This is a genomic window from Paenibacillus suaedae (assembly GCF_032337355.1).
Taxonomy (GTDB): domain Bacteria; phylum Bacillota; class Bacilli; order Paenibacillales; family Paenibacillaceae; genus Paenibacillus_B; species Paenibacillus_B suaedae.
Genome location: NZ_JAVYAA010000002.1, coordinates 420,034 through 441,756 on the forward strand (window position 1 = coordinate 420,034; position 21,723 = coordinate 441,756).

5 protein-coding genes are annotated in these 21,723 nt (G+C 46.3%); all 5 read right to left on the reverse strand.

Annotation, left to right across the window (positions count from 1 at the left end):
* Positions 1-5: 5 nt before the first annotated feature.
* Positions 6-866, reverse strand: a complete 861-nt coding sequence (locus RQP50_RS09550) for a class I SAM-dependent methyltransferase (protein ID WP_081677043.1) — start codon at positions 864-866, stop codon at positions 6-8.
* The gene (locus tag RQP50_RS09555; RefSeq protein WP_315745088.1) at positions 847-8,241 is read right to left on the reverse strand and encodes a non-ribosomal peptide synthetase; all 7,395 of its coding nucleotides are present in this window, start codon (positions 8,239-8,241) and stop codon (positions 847-849) included. The genes RQP50_RS09550 and RQP50_RS09555 overlap by 20 nt, the downstream gene beginning before the upstream one ends.
* Before the next feature lie 26 nt (positions 8,242-8,267).
* Positions 8,268-15,617: a non-ribosomal peptide synthetase gene (locus RQP50_RS09560; RefSeq protein WP_315745091.1), complete on the reverse strand. Its 7,350-nt coding sequence runs from the start codon at positions 15,615-15,617 to the stop codon at positions 8,268-8,270.
* 25 nt (positions 15,618-15,642) lie between these two features.
* Complete coding sequence (locus RQP50_RS09565) at positions 15,643-16,965, reverse strand: aminotransferase class I/II-fold pyridoxal phosphate-dependent enzyme (RefSeq protein ID WP_227774516.1); 1,323 nt, start codon at positions 16,963-16,965, stop codon at positions 15,643-15,645.
* 129 nt (positions 16,966-17,094) lie between these two features.
* Positions 17,095-21,675, reverse strand: coding sequence for a non-ribosomal peptide synthetase (locus tag RQP50_RS09570; protein ID WP_315745093.1), 4,581 nt, complete (start codon positions 21,673-21,675; stop codon positions 17,095-17,097).
* Between the last annotated feature and the right edge of the window lie 48 nt (positions 21,676-21,723).

Consider the following 21,723-nt stretch of genomic DNA (forward strand, 5'->3'; position numbering starts at 1 on the left):
CCCTTCTAATCCATTAGTAGAGCATTTCTCTGTTTACGAGCGCTCAGTACGTAGCACTTCGGAAGCTTCACTTCCTGATCTTTTAAATGATCATACAGCGCTGAAATATCATGATCGTACTCGTCAAAAGACTGAATCATCAGTCCATTGCTCAGTGTACAGCTCATAATGTGCGACAGGGTAGGATCGAATACATAATATGGCGCGCCTTCATAGGTCTCTTTGTTGATATAATCCAAGCCTTCGTTATATACGCGCGGTTCATCAATGAAATACGAGAACTTCATTTCCAGAGGATGTTCCTTATCATTCTCATCTAACATGAACAGCACCGGATGAATATCGTAGATCAGTACATTTCCACCGTCTTTTAAAAGCCGCTGCACCATCTGGAAAAACAGCGATAAATCAGGAAACCAAATCAATGAGCCGGCTGAAATATATATAAGATCAAATGTTCCGCTATACTGTTCCGGGATTTCGTACACATCGGTCTGCATAAATTCACATTCAATCCCAGCATCTATTGCCAGCTTACGAGCTTCATCGATCGCTAGATCACTAATATCAAATCCTATACAGGAGGCCGCCCCCAGATTTTTAAGGGATAACGTTTCCGTGCCGTCATTGCAGCAGAGATGAGCAACAGACTTGCCTTCTAGACCGTACGCCTTCAACTTGGCGGTTATCGTCTCATCCAGCACCGAATATCCTTTCTGGCGGAATAGCTTCTTTCGCTCCTCCTTTCCCTTATGATGGCGGGCAGCCACCTGATTCCATGAGCGCCGGTTGGCTTCGGTATAATCCTTGATTTCCACAGTGTCTAACTCCTTATTATTTGAATTTTTAGCGTTTGGTTCGTTCACGCCGCTCCACCTTTGTGAAGCTTACAGATGCCGGATTTTCAAGGGTGGGCATGGTCTGCTTTTTCTGCAGAATCCATTGTGCCAGACTGCGGACAGTAGCCATTTCAAACAACTCGCGCAGGGTTGGAACATAACCGCAAGCAGCGCCTATTCTAGCGACAACTGCGGTCGCCTTGAGAGAATGACCGCCCAATTCAAAGAAATTATCATTGACGCTGATTTCATCCAGTTGCAGAACATCTTGCCAGATGGCCAGAACAAGTGCTTCTTCTTCATTTTGAGGCGGTATGATTTCCCGGATGCGTTCATCTGTATTTTGAATTTCAGATAAGCGTACCTTGTCTATTTTGCCGGTAGAGGTCAACGGCATGTTGGCCACAAAAATAATCTCCTGCGGAACCATATAACCAGGGAGTCTGCTCCGGAGCCAAGAGGACAACGCCTGCCGGTTCGTCAAGGAAATTCCCGTCTGGAACTTCTCCTCACCGGATTCCGGATGTGGAAAATGCTGCACCCATACACTCGGATCGTAATAGATTCCATTTTTCTGTTCCAAGTCAATCATGACAGGCTGTAACGTGATTGGCGTGATATAACTGCCGCTTTTCGAAAACTCGATTCCGGTCCATAGCTGCCAATCTCTAATACTGCCTGTGATCGTCTGTGATTGTTCTGCAATACTTAGAACTTGTCCGCCTGCCCGGATATGGGTTCGCAGCCAAGGATCTAACGGCAGGCCATCTGATCTGGTCAACGCACAGTACTCTGTAAATGACTGTTCGGGATAGTTCGTTTTGCCTGTTGGTCGAACAGGTACGATAATATGCTCCAACTGGTGAGCGTCAGCCACATATTTGAAAGCTTCCAGCAGCAGCCCGGCTAGTCCATTGCCCCGTTGCTGTTCATTTACCACCCCGGCCAATATCAGTAGCGTATTGGGAGAGGGATACGAACCGGCGGTTTCCACACTTTTCAGCAGACCCTCATCCCAGCCTTGCGGAAGATGATCCGGTGATCCGTCCCAATACATTGGAACGGTATTGCCGACAGCGGCAATCTCTCCATCTTCTTGTAGCAAGGCAAATTGATAATCGATGAAATTGGCAAACAGTTTAGGCCAGTGTTCCAGCATTACACTATCCCCGATAAAATAATCAGGCCATGACTGCCGATGCAGTGCATTCATCCCCTCGGCCAACTGCGGCATTTGCGCCAAATTAAACCATTTTAAACGTCGTGTATTGCTAAAGGGCTGATACTTGTTTGTAATTTCCACATAGGCGACCAAACCATCCATTCCTTTGTCATGGCGGTGGATAACGGCTGCGCTGGCGATATCACGGTGCTGCATAAGTACCGTTTCAACTTCCTCCAGCTCCACCCGGTTTCCTCTCACCTTCACCTGCTGGTCCAGCCGGCCGATGTAGCGAATGATGCCTTCTTCTGTATATTTGACGAGGTCGCCTGACTTGTATAGCTTCGAGTCAGACGTATCAGAGAACGGATCGTTCACAAAACTGTCTGCCGTGCGTTCAGGATCATGTAAATAACCACGTGCCAGTCCTGGTGAGCTGATGTATAGTTCACCAGGCACGCCTGCTGGCACAATATTCATCATTCGATCAAGCACATATACCATTACATTGCCCAGCGGCGAGCCAATCGGCACAATCTCTCCTTCAAATTCCAGCCTGCAATCAAATGTTGTTGCATCTACCGTGACTTCTGTCGGTCCATAATGGTTGTACAATCCGCAATCGAATTCCTCCCGGAACAAATCGCGCAGCTTGCGTGTAAGCGGCGCTCCGCCACTAATCACAAACCGGAGTTCAGGCCATTGTGTAAATACCCCGTTTCTGCGGGCGTTGATGAATTCCTCCAGCATCAGCGGTACAAACTGCAAGAATGCAACTCCCTGCTCCTCCGCAAGCTTCCCTAGCGCAGCCGGATCTTTGGCTTCATCAGGATGTGGGATGAAAATGCGCGCTCCGCAGGTGAGCGGCCAAAATATCTCCAGCAACGAAGCATCAAATGAATACGAGGTGTGGAACAGCGCCGTATCATTAACCTGCAACGAATAATGCTGCGCCAGTCCGGCAAACAAATGCACGATGCCCTGATGTTCGATCTCAATTCCTTTGGGCTTCCCGGTTGTACCCGAGGTAAATAATACATAGGCCAGTGTGGAGCGATCCGCCTCTACACCCGGATTAATGGTCGACTGTGCATGCAACTGCGCCTCCAACTTGCTGAGATCAAGCACGGTTACCGGGTGTACAGATTGCACCGTCCATGAACCGGTTCCCGTGATCAGTACAGAAATATCTGCGGCCTGTATAATCTCCAATTGACGTGCTTGTGGGAGTTCCGGATGGATAGGCACATAAGCGGCGCCTGCTTTCCAAATGGCAAGCAGCGAAACAATCAAATCAGCCGAACGTTCAAACCTAACTCCGATTTTTTGCTCCCGCCGCACACCGGCAGTCAGCAGCAAATGCGCCAACTGATTCGCTTTTTCATTCATTTGTTTATACGTCATTGTCTGATTATGATCGAAGATGGCGATCTCGTTCAGTGTCAATTCCACCTGACGTTCAATCACTTGATGCACACAGGATTGGGCTTCATAGCTGTGTGGCTTGCGATTACGTAGGTTGGCGATAATCGTTTCGGACTGTTTGTCCAGCCACTCATAGGCATAAAGCGAGCCGTCAGGCGAATCAATAACCTGTTGCGTTAGCAAGATAAATTGCTCGGCAATCCGCTCTGCCGTCGTTCTTTTAAACAGATCCGTATTATAGTTCAAATTAAGTTCAATCCCGTGACCCAGTTCATCAAAAGCAAAGGTCAGATCAAAACGCGAACTGGTTTCCATGAAATCATAAACTCGCGGATTGTAGTCGAGCCCAACAAATTTCAGGTTTTTCAGTAAATTTTGTTTATTGTTTTGCAAGCCGTACATAACCGAAAACAGCTTAGAACGCGAAAGATCATTCTCCGTCCGGATTTGCTCAATGACGAAGTTGCTCGGATATAGATGATTATCATAGGCCTCGATTGCCGTCTGCCTGCTCTGGGAAACCAATTCAGCAAACGTCATATTCGGTTCTATTCGGCATTCCAACAGAATCGCCGTGGCAAACAGCCCTAGCATTCGTTCTAGCTTCACATCGTCACGGTTCACAATAGGAGAACCGACTGTGAAATGATCCTGATTGCTCAAACGGTGCATTTGTAAATTCAATACCGACAATAGGAACATATATAATGTAATCCCTTGCTGCTGACAGTAAGTGGCGATCCGCTTTTGCAAATCCGGTTGAATCGTCTTCAGCACAGTGCCACCGTTGAACGTCACTATCGAAGGGCGCGGATAATCAGTCGGCAGGTCTAGTGCTGGCGGCACGACAGCGAATTTATCCAGCCAATACTGCCGTTTGGCTTCCAGGTATCCAGATTGAATTGAAGTGTTCATCCATTCGGCATAATCCGTATATTCAATCTCCAGCTCAGGCAACTGCGCAGTACGATGTTCTAATTGCGAATTATACAGTTCACTGAATTCGTCAATCAGATTCATGGACGATGTCTCATCCCAGATAATATGATGCGCTACGAACATCATCAGAAACTCTTTGTCCGCATATTCGATCAACTTGACCGAAAACAGCGGCCCTTGGGCAAAATCAAAACTTTGATTGTTATGCTGTTCCGCCATCCGGTAGACATCTTGCATAATTTCATCCGGCTCTATATGTGTTCGATTCTCATATGCGCTGTCCAGTCGGAAGTCCTGCTCCGATGTCACAACTTGAACCGTTGCGCCTTCATGATTGGCAAAATGAGTACGAAGCACGGAATGCCGCTCAATCAGTCGCTGCCATGCCCACTCAAAAGCTGGAAGATTCATATCACCATAAAACATCAAATCAAAGCTTACATTATAAAACGGGTTGTCCGGCTCCAGTTCATGCAAATACCACTCCGGCAGTTGAACAGGAGCAAGCGCGTATGCGCTTTTGGCCGGAAAACGGCGCAACGGATTATTGTCCGCAGCCTCTCTCGTTGGAGAATGGCCAGTTGTTTTGGCCGCTTTTTCCTGATCAATGACTGCCGCCAGTTCATGCAATACCGGGGTCGTGAAAATTTGCTGGAGTGCCATACTGATACCAAACTGCTTCCGAATCCGGTTTACCAGTTTGACTGCACTGATGGAATGCCCCCCCAGATGAAAGAAATGATCCTGTGCATCCACTTGCTTTAATTCCAGGATCTCTGCCCATAAGAAGGAAAGTTCCCGTTCTGTCGGGGTAGACCATGTTGCCGGTTTGGATGGTGCGGATGCGATATACTCGTTCGCCCATGACTGCAATGTTTTGCGGTCAATTTTCTCGCTGGTCAGTAGCGGCATCTGCTCAATGCTGATTAACTGCGCTGGAACCATATAATAGGGCAGCTTCTCCTGCAAATAAGTCCGCAATTGTTCCGGCTCCAAACGCTCCTTGCTTGTATAAAAGGTAACCAGCATCGAATCGCCATTTCCTTGCTTTCTCGCAATCACCGCCGCTTCGTCTATCCCTGGATGACGATTGATTACCGCCTCTACCTCACCAAGCTCAATACGGAAACCGCGTACCTTGACCTGATGATCGATCCGGCTGGAAAATTCCAGATTTCCATTCGGCAACCAACATCCCAAATCACCTGTCCGATAAACAATGCGCTCATGTTCGTGGTTGGCAAACGGATTGGCAATGAACTTGCTGCGGGTCAGCTCGTCATTATGCCAGTAACCGGCTCCAACGCCAATTCCGGAAATCCATATTTCACCCTTTACCCCTACCGGGACTGGCTTATGAAATTGATCCACCACATACAGACGCATGTTAGGAAGTGGTTTGCCTACAGGAATGCGCTTATGTGTCAAGTTAGATTCATCCTGAACATCACTGCGCATCATATACTGGGTTACATCATCCGAACATTCCGTAGGTCCATAGGCATTAATCAACGGTATATCCGGGAGCATGGTAAACCAGCTTTTGACCAGTTTGCCAGGCAGCTCTTCCCCGTTGGCAATCATCCAGCGCAAGGAGGGCAAGGAACGTTCGGAAGCAGGCATACTTTCCATCGTATCCAAGAAAGCAAACAGCAATGAAGGAACGGTCTCGATAACTGTAATCTGATGATTCTTTATATGCTGCAACAATAACGTTTGATCCCGCCCCACCTCAAAGGAAACAATGGATGTCTGTCCGCCGACCAGCAGCGCAACAAGCGATTGCCAGATAGAGACATCGAAACTGATCGAAGCATTTTGTGCTACAATATCGCGTTCACTCAGTTGCAGGCTATAAATTTTGGCGTACAGATGATTGATCATGCCATTATGGCGTACGAGTGCACCTTTGGGCGTACCGGTTGAACCGGAAGTGTAGATCATATAAGCAAGCCGTTCGGCTGAAGGATCGTCCTCCCCGTCAGTTACCGGGAAATCAGCCAGACACTCGCTGGTGATCAGCTCATGTTGCTGCGGCCATAATGGCCCTTCCCCTATCGGCATATCCACACACAGCACAGAAAGGCTTGCAACCGTATCCAGTCTGCTCACGCGTTCCAGCAGTTGATTCTGAGTAATCAGAAGCTTTGCAGCGCAGTCCTGTAAGATATAAGTTGCGCGTTCATCCGGCACATTCGGATCAATCGGCACATAGGCTGCACCACTCTTGAGAATTGCCAGCAGCGAGGTCAGCCAGTCAAGATTGCGCTCACACATAACAGCAACAAATTGCCCTGACTTTATACCGCGGCTGCGTAAAAAATGCGCCAAACGGTTCGCACGCTCATTTAATTCTCTATACGATAATTGCTCTCCGTCGTAAGAGGCCGCAATATGATTCGGCGTACGTACAACCTGCTGTTCAAACAGTATAGGAAATGGCGTATGTACCGGGAAATCAACAGACACCTGATTGAAATCTTCCATCACCTGTGTGCGCTCAGTCTCCGACAGCATATCCATTTCGCTAACAAGTATCGTTGGATTCTGGATGGCCTGCTGGACCAGTTGTAAAAAATTACAGCTTAACCGTTCCATTGAAGACGATTCAAACAGGTGGGTGGCATACTGAATATAGCCTTCGATCTGCCCTTCCTTTTGATAAAGCTCAAATATAAAATCAAATACGGAATAACGGATAGGTTGAAGCGAATGTTCAAATGACAAAAACAATCCTGGCGATATTTCGCGTACAGCTTTGCTGTCTGCATGCAGTGTATGCATTTCAAACACAACATCATATACGGGATGATGGCTATTATTGCGATCTGCCCCCAGATCATGGACGATCATATCGAACGGATATGCCTGATTTTCCTGAATATTTAGCACATTTTCTTTGATTCGTTTGACAAATACGCTGAAAGACTCTTCTCCGTTTATCTGATTACGCACCGGTAGTGTATTGATGAAGCTGCCGATCATTCCGTTCAAATCGGGATGAAATCGGCCTGATAAAGAAGTCCCGACAATGATGTCCTGATTCCGTGTATATTTGGCGAGCAACACATTCATAATTCCTAATAAAAACATGTATAGACTCACATCCAACTGCTCACATGTTTTTTTGAGCGATACAAACATTTCCTCGCCAATAACCAGCGGTACGGCCGCTCCGGTATAGGTTCGTTCCGCTGGACGTTGATAGTCCAGCGGGAAGTTCAGATCGAGCAGTTCCCCAGCCAAATAGTCAGCCCAGAATTGACGCTGGTCCGCCAATTCACCGCCTGTCAGCATACCGTTATGCCAATGAGCATAGTCGCTATACTGAATATCAAGCTCTGGTAGTACAGGCGGAACCTGGGTAACATGCGCCTTGTAAATCACCATCAGTTCGGACAGTATAATGTCGATAGATAGCCCATCGACGATACTGTGATGAGCGACGATCATGCAGATATGTTTGTCCGCGGATAACTTATACAAGGTGAACCGAATCAACGGGGCTTGCTGCAAATCGAACGGTGTATTCAATTCCTCCTGTATTCTATGCTCCAGCCGCTCACGCGAATCATCAGCCGAAATATCATAGATCGCAACCGGAATTTGAATATCGTGAAAAACGAGCTGCAGCGGCGAGCCGTCATGATCCCGATAACTGGTGCGAAGGGCAGCATGCCGTTTCGCTAGATCCTGTACTGTCTGTTTAAACAGCCCCAGCTCCAGTGGGCCGACCAGTGTAAATACAGTAGACACATGGGACATTGCGCGAGCTGATGGATCATCGGAAAAATCAAGCTTGTCCAGGAACCAAAATCGTTTTTGCGTATGTGATAATTCATATTGATTAGTTGTCGATTGTGTAGAAATATTCATCGCAAAACTTCCTTTCATGCAGTTTCTTATTCCTGATTCATCGGAACAGCTTTCGGAATGGAAGACCGAATTTTGGATACCGGCTTAGCATCTTGGAGTTGTTCATGGATAAATCTACTTAATGACCGAATCGTATCATAGCGGAATAGCGTGTTCGCATCTAGCTGCAATTGATAGATTTGCGACAACTGCACAGTAATATCAATTCCAAGAATCGAATCGCCACCGATGGAGAAATAGTTCTCGTTCACATCTGGAGCCTGCTCCATCTCCAACATTTCGGTCCAGACACGCGCAACCGTAGACTCAATACTCTCTAGGCTGATATCCGCTATGGATAGTTTGGCAGATGAGGCATTCATCCTTTTCCTAAGATCGGGCTCCAGTTTGAAATACGCCTGCTTGTCCAGCGCCTGCAAATCCTGCTCATCCAATCCAGTCACCATTAAATGACTGGACCGCGCACCGGTAATCGTCCAAAATGCCCCAATCCCCTGCTTGCGGTCATAACCCAGAATAAGTGGAGATAAACGGGCAATTTCATGAATATGGGAGGACTGCAGCTCTTCGTTCTTGCTTCCCATCCCGGTAAATTGCCATCCTCCCCACTGAATAGATATAAACTGCCGGCCAAGCTGTCTTTGTTGCAACGCATATTGATCCATAAAATGATTAGCACTAGTATAGGGTCCCAGATTTTTCTCTGACAATATAGCGTCTACAGAGGAGAAGGTCATAAAAAAATCAACCATATGTTCACGCAGCAGCATATCCAGAAGTACCGTCCCATAGACTTTAGCTTCATATACATCCTGATAATCTTCCATACTTGCCTCTTGCAGCGAAACCCGCTTCCCTAGTATACCTGCCGCATGAATAACCCCGTCGACGTTGCCGTATTGAGTGGAGATTCGCTCAACGGTTGACTCCAACTCATTGCGTTCTGCAATATTAACCGCAAAATACTGTACATCAGCGCCTAGCTCCGCCAGGGAACGAATATCGGCAAGCTGACGCTGGCTCATATTCTCTTCGCGGGTACGTCCCAGCAGCACGAAAGTGGCACGATATTTGCTTGCGATCGCACGGCATATTTCTGTCGCTATGCCTCCGGTTCCGCCTGTAACCAAGTAGACACCATCATTGCGAAACAACTCCCGCTTTGTCTTGGAAGGGACAGATTCGTTCAAATACCGAACATAACGAGTGCCATTCCGGTAGGCCACTTCTTTCGTTTCATCATGCCAGCATACTTCGTTATAAATATGATGTAATGAGACATCCTTCGCCCACTCCGACGCTTCCAGGTCAATGCAACGCGACTCCAGTAACGGATATTCATGATTGGCGCTGCGATTTAGAGATACGATAAAACTTTGCAGCGGGTCAACAATGGCGTCTTCAGATGCAACCTTGTCCGCATTTCTAGTAATATGGAACAACCGCGCCGGTGTGGCAGCCGTATGCAGCGCAAGCTGCCTCGTCAAATACCAGGCAGGTGCGAGTATCCCGTCAACCACCGCAGACAACTGCTTCCTGTCGGTAACCATCCGATCCTGCAACGGTTGACTGGATGAGATATGAATGCATGTATTGACAATTTGGCCGCTGTCTCTTAATTGCTTCAATACGTCGGCGATTTGATCTTCTTCATTTATATTCACTTCATAGACCTGCCGCTCTAACTGACGATATTGAGAGCCGTGATACATTTGTACGACATCCATGCCCTCACCGCGGAATTTATTCGCCAGTTGTTCCTGCCAGTCAGAGTGTTCGCCAACTATCAGCAAGACGCCCTGTAATAGATGCTTGCGCTCACGCTGAAGCTGAGTCGGTTTCCAATACAGCCGATGCAGCAGTTTACTGGTTACGGCACCTGTTTCCTGTTGTTCTTGATGACGAACTTCAATCGCTTTGCGCTTTGTCGAGTTCATATCGAACCAGTATGATTTGCGTTCGAATGGATAGACAGGCAGGGAAACAACATTGCCCGTCTGAATTGGTGTCAAATCAAGGTTCCAGCCTGCTTTGTACAGATGTGACAGTACCGTCAGCAACTGGTGATCCCCCTGTGTGAAACCGAACACATCTGCTTCCCATTGCTGGGGAGGGATGGACGAACCCTCGGTGGATTGGGATGCTGTGTCAAGAAGCTGATGAATGGGTATTGCGCCTGCAGTCAGCAGGATGCCTCTATGTGCAAACCATTGCTGTTCATTCATATTCGTATTGTGTTGTGCTAAGCTCGTATGCAACGCGGCGTCTGTAACATTTGCCAGTGTTCCTTTATTCTGCATAACATTAGAGACCGCTGCTCCAATGCCGATTCCACTCAGCTCATAGTTCAGTCCTGTTGCCTGCAATAGACTGACGATAGCGTACAGAAACGAAGCATAGATCGCTCTGGCCCGAAGCTGCGGGTCATCACTTGAAGCAGCAATATACTCATCGTATTGCGCTCGTTGCTCACGGTTTATCCAGCCTGTCAGGACTAATTGATCGTAAAGCCGCTCCGCACCCGGAATATAATCTTGCAGCCACAGACTGACCCTTGCCTCTGTTTGTCCATGGCGGGCGTGAATTTCAGCAGCCTGTTCCAGCCGTTCGATGAGTTCCTTTCGAGTATGAGCGACCACAGCGAACCGATAATTATCCTGACTGCGCCGGCAGTTCAACGTATAGCTTATATCCGCAAGGGCAGCTTGATGATTATGCATAAGATGCTGCCGCAGTCCGTCTATCTTTCGTTGTACAATTGCAGGAGTTGAACCTGATACGGTGAACAGATACGGGATCTGCTGCACTTGATCCGGATCAGATCCATTCTGTGGACCGTCCAACACCGATTGAGGTTCGAATTTCTCCAGAATGATATGCACATTCGTACCACTCAGCCCAAATGAACTCACACCGGCACGAAGCGGCTCTCCAGCGACTGGCTGCCAAGAACTTAATGTACCGTTTACAAGGACAGGTGTCTGTTCAAATGGAATTAACGAATTTAGCGGTGTGGCATGGAGTGAAGCTGGCAACTCATTATGCTGCAAACTCAGCGCCGTCTTGACTAGTCCAGCCAATCCCGCCGCGCTGTCAAGGTGGCCTACATTGGACTTGAGCGAACCGAGCCGGATGAACTGCTTACGATCCGTATACTGCATAAATGCTTTTTGAATTCCTTTGATTTCAATCGGATCGCCCAACCGGGTTCCTGTTCCGTGCGCTTCGATATAAGAGATCGTTGTTGGATCAATATTAGCATTGCTCCAAGCTTTTAATAAGGTTTCAGCCTGGGCATCAGGACTTGGGGCAGTGATGCCGTTCGATCTTGCACCGTCTTGAGTAATGGCGCTGCCTTTAATGACTGCATATACACGATCGTTATGACGTACCGCTTGCTCCAATGGCTTCAGAAGAATACATACGCTGCCCTCTCCACCGATTGTTCCGTCCGCCTGTTCGCTGAATGCCCGACAGCACTCGCTAGGTGAAACAATATTAGATTCCATAGCAAGTTCACGCTCAATCGGCTCAATATCCAGATGGATGCCGCCGGCAAGTGCCAGCTCACACTCTCCGTTTCGTAAAGCCTGTACTGCTGTATGCACCGCTGTCAACGAAGACGAACAAGCCGTTTCAATCACCATGGAAGGGCCATTGAAGCCGAAATGGTACGATAATCTTCCCGCCAGATTAGCAGGCAAATTGCTTGACATTAACTCATCTATTTTTAGATCCAGGTATTGATAATACGTCGGAATTATTCCTGCCATAAAAACACCAACCGGACGATTATGCAGTTCTTCGCGTGTATAACCGGCATCTTCTAGCGTATGGTAGGCCGTTTCCAACATGATACGTTGGTTAGGGTCCATTGATTTGGCCAGTTTTGGTGAAATACCGAAAAACTGCGGGTCAAATTCATCGATCCCTTCAAGATAACCGTAGCGCAAATAATTTTTATCCCTATAACCGGTAGGGTCCAGCAATTTTCTGGATGAGGGAATTTCCCTGATGGTCGTTTGACCGTTCACTAGCATATCCCAGAATTGGTCCGGGCCATCTATTTCAGGCAGGTGGATTCCGATACCAATGATGGCAATATCCTGCCCGGCCTTCGAAGTTTCCTTACCCTCGCCCGGTTGCACAGATTGTTCCAATCGATCTTTATTCTTGGGTGCCGAAAGAATGTCATCAGCTGGCTGCATAATATAATCTGCCAGTTGAGCAATAGTGTTGTAGGAAAACAGATCACTGATTTCTAGTTTTATTTCAGGCAGTTCTTTTTTTAGCAGGTTGTACAGCCGCATAATCTGAATTGAATTTCCGCCAAGTTCAAAAAAGTTGGACTGAATCCCAACATGGGAGAGGTTCAGCACATTCTTCCAGATATCAACCAGCTTCTGATCCAATTCATGACGCGGTTCGCTGTAGTCTTCACCCGTGCGAACAATTTCAGTGTTTTCCAATGCTTTGCGATTAATTTTACCGTTCGGTGATAACGGATAGGCTTCACTGTATTGGTAAAAGGAGGGGATCATATAACTCGGCAGCTTATCCGCTAAGAACTGCCGCAATTCCGCTGTTGATGGCTCTGTTCGAGATTTAAGAAAAGCGCATAATACAGGGTTATTCAGAGCTTTTCCCTGTAGCACGACTACTGCATCCTGAATTTGCGGGTGCTGTAGCAATGCTTCTTCAATTTCTCCGATCTCTACCCGATAACCGCGGATTTTAACCTGATTATCCACACGACCGAGGTACTGTAAATTGCCGTCTTTTTGCCACTGGCCCACATCACCGGTTTTGTACATTTTATCTCCAGGAATATCGCTGAACGGATTCGGAATGAAGCGCTCGGCTGTGAGTTCCGGCTGGCCCAAATATCCGCGCGACAGCCCTGTGCCGCTAACACAAATTTCACCGGGAATGCCGATCGGGCACAGGCGGTTGTTCCGGTCCACTATATATATTTTTAGATTAGAACGCGGTTTGCCTATCAATGAAATCTCATGCTCAGAATTACCGTCAAAATGATAGGTGCTTGTTTCTACCGTTGTCTCCGCAGGGCCGTAACCGTTAATAATTTTCCCGGTAGGATTCAATATCTCACGACATTTGCGCACCAGACTGATCGGCACATATTCGCTGCCCAGAGACAATGAGGTCAGATCAGGCAATACAGGGCGCTCGCTCCGTTCTTCTGCTTGCTCCACCAGCATATTCATCAGCACTGGTATTTCATCAATACTGTTAATCCGGTGTTTCTGCAAATAGTCCATATACTGGTCGGCATTCTTGCGTACGTCCGGATGAAGCAAGTGCAGTGTTCCACCTGAAACAAGCGGCGAGAAAATCTGCTGAATGGAACTGTCAAATGCGTAGGAATTGGACAACAGCACCTGATATCCTGGGGTATGATCATATTCTTCTAGCGTCCATAATACAAATTCAGTGAAAGAACGCTGATCAATCATTACACCTTTGGGCGTACCAGTTGAACCAGATGTATAAATGACATACGCCAGTGGAAAATCAACGCCCCCATGATCTGCTGCAACTGATTGACCAGCGGCAGTATTCTCAACTAGCCGGCAGTGGCCCTGCTCCAGCACTACTGTAGTCCTAACCATCGCGGCAGCAACCCCCTGGTACTGCTCCATGGTTACAATAATGCTAACCTTGCTACTTTCGACAATATAACGAATACGTTCCTCCGGATAACTTGGATCAATCGGCAAATAAGCACTCCCCGAACCAAGCACTCCCATAATGGCGGTAATTAAATCAGTCGACCAGTCCATCAGCAAAGCGATAATCCTGCCCTCGCCTGCTCCCCGATCACGCAAAAAACCAGCCAGCCGCTCTGCCTGTTGGGCCAGCTCACAATAAGTCAGCCTGCTTTCTTGAAAGACCACAGCCGTATATTCGGGCGTGGCTTGAGACTGCTCAACAAAAAATTGATATACGGTTTTGTCCTGCTTCAGGTCCATTCGGTCCGTCTGGTTGAACTCCACCAGCAGTTGTTGTTTCTCAACTTCCGTCAATAGCTCCACTCCAGCAACCGGCAGTTCAGCCTGATTCATAAATTGTTGCAATATCGAAATAAAATGCTCTCCCATCTTGTGTACGATCCATTGTTCGAACAGATCAGAATGATATTCCAGCTTCAGCATCGGCCTTCCAGCCAACAGGAAGGATACGGTCAAATCGTAATGATTAACCTCGTATTCTTCATATCCGATAATGTTGAAGCTGCTAAAAGAGCCCTGCAGCAATTGCATATCCAGAGGGTAGTTTTCAAATACCAGAATATGGTTAAACAGCGTCTCCGTGCCTTTCATCCGGGAAATACTTTGAATATCGCTTAGAGGTAGGTTTTCGGACTTTTTATAGTGAATTAGCTTATTATGTATGTGTCGAATATAATCAATTATCGACAAATCACCAGCTTCACTTACAATGACAGGAATGGTATTGATGAACAAACCTATCATCCGCTCCACCTGAGGAAGTACATCCGGGCGGCCTGAAACGGTCAGGCCATACACGACCTCATTACTGTCGTTGTACCGTTGCAAGAGAAGTGCCCAAGCAGCATTCATTATAGAACTGGCCGATACGCTATACGCTCTCGAGAATTCCTCTACTTGAGGAAAAATGCTATGAAGATCGATTTCTACCTTATGAATGTCGCCACCCTGTGTTCTCGTCTGCTGCGCATACGGCAGTTTCGTATACGAGCTTAAAGATTCCAATTCGGTCTGCCAAAATTGGCGAGCCTGCTCATGATCATATTGTTGCAGCCATTTGATGTACGCCATATAGGCAGGCTTACTGCTGCGGCTTACATGTTGATCATGTAGTAGCAATTCATAGGTTTGCAGCCATTCACTCAAAAACAGTCCCAATGACCAGCCATCCAGTATAATGTGATGAAATTGCAATAGAATGGTATAGCTATTCGCATCTTTCTTGCACAATACAGTCCTCAGCAGCGGACCTTTTGTGAGATCGAAGCCGTTATTCTGCTCACGACGTCCAATTTCACTCAACCTGGTTTCTGTATCGGCCGGAGACAAGGTGGACAGATCCTCTTGGCTCAGGATCAACTTTTGCTGCTTTAATACGATTTGAACAGGCTGACTTAGATTCTCCCAGCGAATGACAGAGCGAAGACATTCATTATCCACTGCCATCCAATTCAGTGCCTTCTGCAATATTTCTGCATCCAGTTCACCGGTAATATGCAATGCCACTTGACTCAAATAGAGCGGCACCTCTGGTTCTTTTAAACAATGAAACAAAATGCCTTCCTGTGTAGGCGACAGCGCAATAATATCTTCAATGTTCTGATTGTTTACCTTTTGGGCCATACTGACCTCCCGTATGTTTGCATGATTAAATAATTGCTGAATGGGCAAAAACGTCTTCGATCTTGCTTAGATAGCGAATAATATTGTCCACACGGTCATGAATCAGAGTAATACGGAACCAAATTTCATCAGGTCGTTGCAAAATACCAAATACATTGCCGGGAAGAATGCCACAGTTTACTTCATAAAACAGCTTCTTGAAGAATTCATCATCATTGTCAAACCGATACTCGGGATTCACTTTAATGAAGAATACATTGCCAATCTGTTGATTGGTATAATCCACAAATACTTTCGATCCTTTCACATACTCGGTCACACGTCGAAGCGCATCGGCCTGTATGTTATCCGAAAGCTGAATGCGGGATTGATATTTCGCAAACAGCTTAAGCTCCTGCATTTTTTTAAACAATAGATGTTCATCCACATTCTGACTCCAGCCGAATAATCCCTGGTCAAATAATTTCATATCCTCCAGCGCCGGTTCTTCTCCGGTAATCAGCTTATATTTGAAATACAGATTGAGCGCAAAATAGACCAACGAGTGGGTATTCATGCTATTTTCCATCGATGAAATAAAATATTTGTATTTCTCGTCAATCCGCGGATCACCAAACCAGTATCCCGTACGGAAACCGGAATAAAACGGTGTATCTTTGGAACAACCATATACTTTAATCACGTAATCAAGCTTATCCGTCAGATTAAAAATTTCTGTAAAGCCGCGGCTTTTAGGGAAGATCAAGTCCTGGTAGATATTATCTACCACCAAGAAAATCTCATTGGCCTGGCATAATTCTACGATCTGCTGCAACTCCCTTACATTCTCGCCCTCATAGGTAGATTGGGCAGGATTGTTAGGGTAGGTGATGATTACCGCGACTGTAGAGGGTGTAATCGCATTACGAATCTCGCAACTGGTGGGCAGATAATTATTCTCTCGTTGTGTATATACGTATTTAGAGGTTGCCTTGTCGTTCAGATTCGACAGTTGGGCTGCATAGACCGTATAGTTGGGCAAAATCAGAATCACTTCCGGATGCTCCAGTCCTTTTTCAACCTGTTTTAATTTCAAAATTGAATTAATAACACCGTTCATCACATTGGTGCAACCGTTCCCGCAGCCTATACCGGCTTGCTCTACCAGCCTGTAGCTAATTTCCGCCCGCTGGGGGGCATTCTGTAACAGTCTTGCCAGCTCCAGTCTACGGATCAACGCATTCATCTCGGTATAACCGTCGGGAGATGTGTAACCCGGCTCTATCTGATGCAAAGCAGAAATTTCGTCCATGGTGAAGATTTCTGGAAAGAGATGAACATTAAAGTTCATATTATCCAATATGTTCATTGATTCACGTCTATCAAACAAAATACTCCAATACTGAATCAAGCGTTGGTACATTTCCAGATTCTCAAATTTATCCTTGTAGTACGAGTTGTTTGACATGGAAGTATTCCTTTCTATATACAAATTTAATCAGTCTATAAACAAAGAATCCAGCTCTGCTTGGTCCAGCCCGATCGTCTCAAAATCAGAGGGCGTATATGTTGCCGACTGCCGGGCTGTGCAGTGTGTGATAATGGCAATCAACTGGTCATGCCAGGCATGAATTAGCTGATCCATCGCTTCCGTAGTAAAGTGTTCTTTTACGTAAGTCACCGAAAGGCGAAGCTGGCCTCCAATCGTCATCGCATTAACATCCAGTCGGACCGAAAAGGCATTGAACAGCCCATTATTATGACCGGTTTGTTCTTCCGCCAGTGCAAACAGACCAGGAGCGGATAAGGAAACAAAATCACCAAGATAATTAAATCGGATCATCTGCCCGATTGGTGATTCTAACATTGAAAGAATGGATGAAGGCTGTAAATGCCGACTTATCAAATAATCGAAACCTTTATTCGGCACACTGCGTAGCTGTTCTTTGACTAGTTTGATCTGCTGCTCTAGATCAGCGGCAGGCAGTTCAATCCGAACTGGGAAAATGCTTGTGAACCAGCCTACCGTTCGAGATACATCCACAGCCTCGCTAAACCTCTCTCTTCCATGCCCCTCCAGCTCCAGCAGAATGCAAGAACCAGTATCCAGTTGTTGCACTACCTGTGCTAGTGCGATAATTAGCAGATCAACTGGTTCCGTGTGATACGCGGCATTGGCGCGAAGCAGCCATTGACTCGTCCAATCTGCGCTTAACCGTTTGGTCACGGTAGCTGTGTGGCGATTTTCCACCGCTCGGACGTTCGGTGCGTTTCCTCCACTCCAGTCATCAAATATTTCGTTCCAGTAAGATATGCTTTTGGAAGTCAACGAAGCAGCATAGTGTTCCAATTCCTCTGTCCATTGCTGGTAGGATGATGTTTTAGCTGGCAGTACAGCTTCATGACCGTCTTTCTTTGCCGTTAAGATGGTAATCAAGTCCTCCAGTAAGATACGCCAAGAAACACCATCAACTACTAGGTGATGTGCTGTTAGCAGCAACCTTGCGCCTTGACTCCCGAGTTCAAAAAAAATCGCCTTGAACAGCAGATCAGACTGCAAGTCAAATGACGATTTTAATGTACTGCCCGCCGCTTCGATCCTTTCCAGCTGCTGATCATACGACAAGGACGACAAATCCAGTTGTTGCACCTGAAGAGGAAGATCCAGATGAACAGGATTATAAAAAAGAACACGATCATCATTCAGATTTAATCTCAAACTGTCATGATGAACAATTAGCGCTTGCAGGCCCGATTCTATCATTTCCAATGTAACCGAGGCATCCAGCGACAATAGTACCGATTGATGATAATAATCCTGCTGAGTCAATTGCTGATCAAAGAACCATTCGTATATGGGAGAACGCTTCAAGACCCCCTCCGCTATTCGATGACGATCTTCCTGTTCTGCGCCTTTATCTTTGACAAGGTAAGCCACCATATCGCCGATTCGCGAATATGTCAGAATATCGTTGACCTTTAGGACATATCCTGCTGTTTTCATTCTGGAAGATAGCTGAATCGCCTTAATGGAATCGCCACCTAATTGAAAAAACTCGTGCTCCAATCGTACAACCGGAATATTCAAAAGCTGTTGCAGCGTGTCGGTTAACAACTGTTGTTCCACTGAATACAGATACTGAAGCTCGTCCTTGTTAGACTCCACAGATACTTCTAGCTCCATTATCGGCACTGGTAATTTGGAAAAATCGATTTTACCATTAATCGTTAACGGGATTTCGTTCACTTCAATTAGCTGTGGAATCATATACAACGGCAACTTGGCGGCAAGTTTTGTTTTGATCATTGCCAGTTCTACAGGCGTTTTCATTACCAGATAGGCGCAAAGCTTACTTCGTTGGTCACTCTTACCTGCATTTACAGTCTGTTGATCCGTATGCTCCGCATCGTTCATCCGGTATCCCAGCACGGCTGCATTGGAAATTTCATCAATTTCCAATAATGCCGTTTCGATTTCACCTATTTCAATACGGTACCCATTCAATTTGACTTGACGGTCTTTGCGGCCCATGTATTCCAGATGATTGCGCTCCGTAAAACGAACCAAATCGCCTGTCCGATACATCTTTTGCTGCGAATGAAACGGATTTGGTACAAAGGCTGCTTCCGACAATCGCTCCCGGTTCCAGTAACCTCTTGCCACTCCTGCACCTGATATGAACAATTCTCCAATGCAGCCTGTCGGTACAGGCTGCAAATGCTCATCCAGCACATACAACTGCACATTAGCCGCCGGCTTGCCGATCGGTACAGAAACATCAGTATCCTCTAGGGGGTCATATTTATGAATCATACAGCCTACCGTAGCTTCCGTCGGACCGTATTCATTATAAATATGAATATTTGCACCGAAGCAATCATTTATTTCCTTGGCGATTGAGGTGTTCAGATTCTCACCGCCTACGATCAGAGTGCGTATAGAGCTCTGTGTATACGATTGCTCACGTAGTAAAGACAAATGCGCAGGCGTCAGTTTCAGTACAGTAACCTTGTTATCTCGCAAGATATCATACAATACAAAACCATGGTCTGATTCACTATAAATTCTCAGCTCATGCCCACCTATTAACGGTGTAAAGATAGACGTAACCGTCAAATCAAATGACAATGAAGAATATAAAGCGAAGACTTCCGGTGTTTGCCGCATGTAAACCTTATGAGCCCACCAGATGTAATTCGTCAGATTGCTGTGTTCGATCATAACGCCCTTCGGCTTGCCGGTTGAACCGGAAGTATAAATCATATAAGCAAGTTCACTCGGACCTGCCGACGGTCCGGTAATTGTCCAAACTGCTGCGTCATCTTCATCCTGTTGCTCCGGCCAAAGAATAGTCCCGCTGTAATCCACATCTGCTGGCAGTTCCCGATTCAGTACCATACAGTTTATGGTGCTATCTTGCAAAATATCATTAATACGTCGGCTTGGATATGCATGATCGATAGGCACATAGGCAGCTCCGACTTTCAAAATAGCCAGCACTCCGGCCACCAGCTCCATCGAATGCGTTCCGTACACACCCACCTTGTGCCCGGAACCTATGCCGAGCTGCCGCAAGCGTACACTTAGTCGCAGAACCTGCCGATGCAGTTCCTGATAGTTCCATGTCTTGGTATACATACTGATAGCTATGCGTTCCGGCGTTAATTGCACTTGTTGTTCAAACAGCTCCACAACATTGTGGTTTGCGGGATACGATTGCGTTGTATCGTTAAATTCAACCAACAACCTATACCGCTCGTCTTCCGATAAAAGAGAAATTTGCTGAATCATCAGTTGCGGATGATTCATGATTTGCGTAGCGATCCTCATTATTCTATCAAACATTAGATCTATATCCTGTTTGCTGAATATGGCGCATCGATAATCAAATTCCAGCATCAACTCTCCTTCTGCCCATTCCTTTATCACCAACTGCAATGGAAGCTGTTGATAGCCCGAATGCAATTGTATGACCTCGAATGGCTGATCAAGTAATTGATTGCTCGGTACAAATGGATAATAATTGACCGACAGTTGGAACAAGGATTCGTAGCCTCTTTTCTTCAACTGTAAATCCTGCATCAACAAGTCGAACGGATACTTCTGGTGAACATAACCGGTGCGAATTTCGCGCTTGACAGCGGATAACAGCTCCAACACCGCAGCCTCCGGTTGAATATGGAACGGTACGGGCATTGTGCTTGTATACATGCCAATAGTTTGTTTATCTGCTGGACCGGAACGGTTGTATACAGGCAAACCTATCGTTACATCTGTCTGACCATACATTTTGAATATGTAGAGGTTCATTAATAGAACAAAATAATCGTTCAGTGAACAGTTATATTTTTGTGTCCAATCATGTATGGACGAAGTGATTTCCCTGTCCAGCGCATAGGATGCCCGCTGCGCTTCAAGTCGGTCGGAGCCCATATGAAAAACAGGCTCAGGAATCGTCTGAAACTTTTCGTACCAATAAGCACGGTCCTTCGCAAAACGAGGAGATTGTGCATATTTCTGTTCTTGATTTATCAACTGTAAATACGTTTGATCTTCCTGTATCGCATCATCCTCGCCGCGAAATAACCGCTCATAATGGTTGCAAATCTCTGCCGTCAGGAGCGGAAGCGACCAGCCGTCAAAAATCAAATGATGTATCTTGGCAAAAATACCGTAATGTTTCTCATCTAGCCGGTACACTTCAAATCGATAAAGGGGTTGTTGTCCATCTAGCGAAAGCGGCAGACGAAGTTGATTTTGCAACCATTGATCCCACACTTGTTGTGGGTTGGCTTTTGTGCTAAAATCCGTAAACTGCAGCCTGTGCTTACCATCCTTGGATACGGTCTGCATGGGGTCGTCATCTTCCTCTGAGATGACTAACCGAAATACCTGATTGCCAGCGATGACCGACCGAATCGACTGCATCAACATATCCGTGTCTATCTGTCCATAGATATTTGCGATACCACAAATATGATGAATATTAGTATTGGGATATAGTTTTTCGGTATACCAGATTCTCTTCTGAGGATGACTTAGCGGATAATGATAATCAGCATAATGAGGTATGATCACGAATTTTCAAACCTTTCCTTATCAGAATAGGCGCGAGTTCCTGCCGGT

What these genes read in the sequence shown, in the direction of transcription:
- RQP50_RS09560 (WP_315745091.1), bottom strand. Translation starts at nt 15,617, where the DNA reads ATGGCCCAAAAGGTAAACAATCAGAACATTGAAGATATTATTGCGCTG.
- RQP50_RS09565 (WP_227774516.1), bottom strand. Translation starts at nt 16,965, where the DNA reads ATGAACATATTGGATAATATGAACTTTAATGTTCATCTCTTTCCAGAA.
- RQP50_RS09555 (WP_315745088.1), bottom strand. Translation starts at nt 8,241, where the DNA reads ATGAATATTTCTACACAATCGACAACTAATCAATATGAATTATCACAT.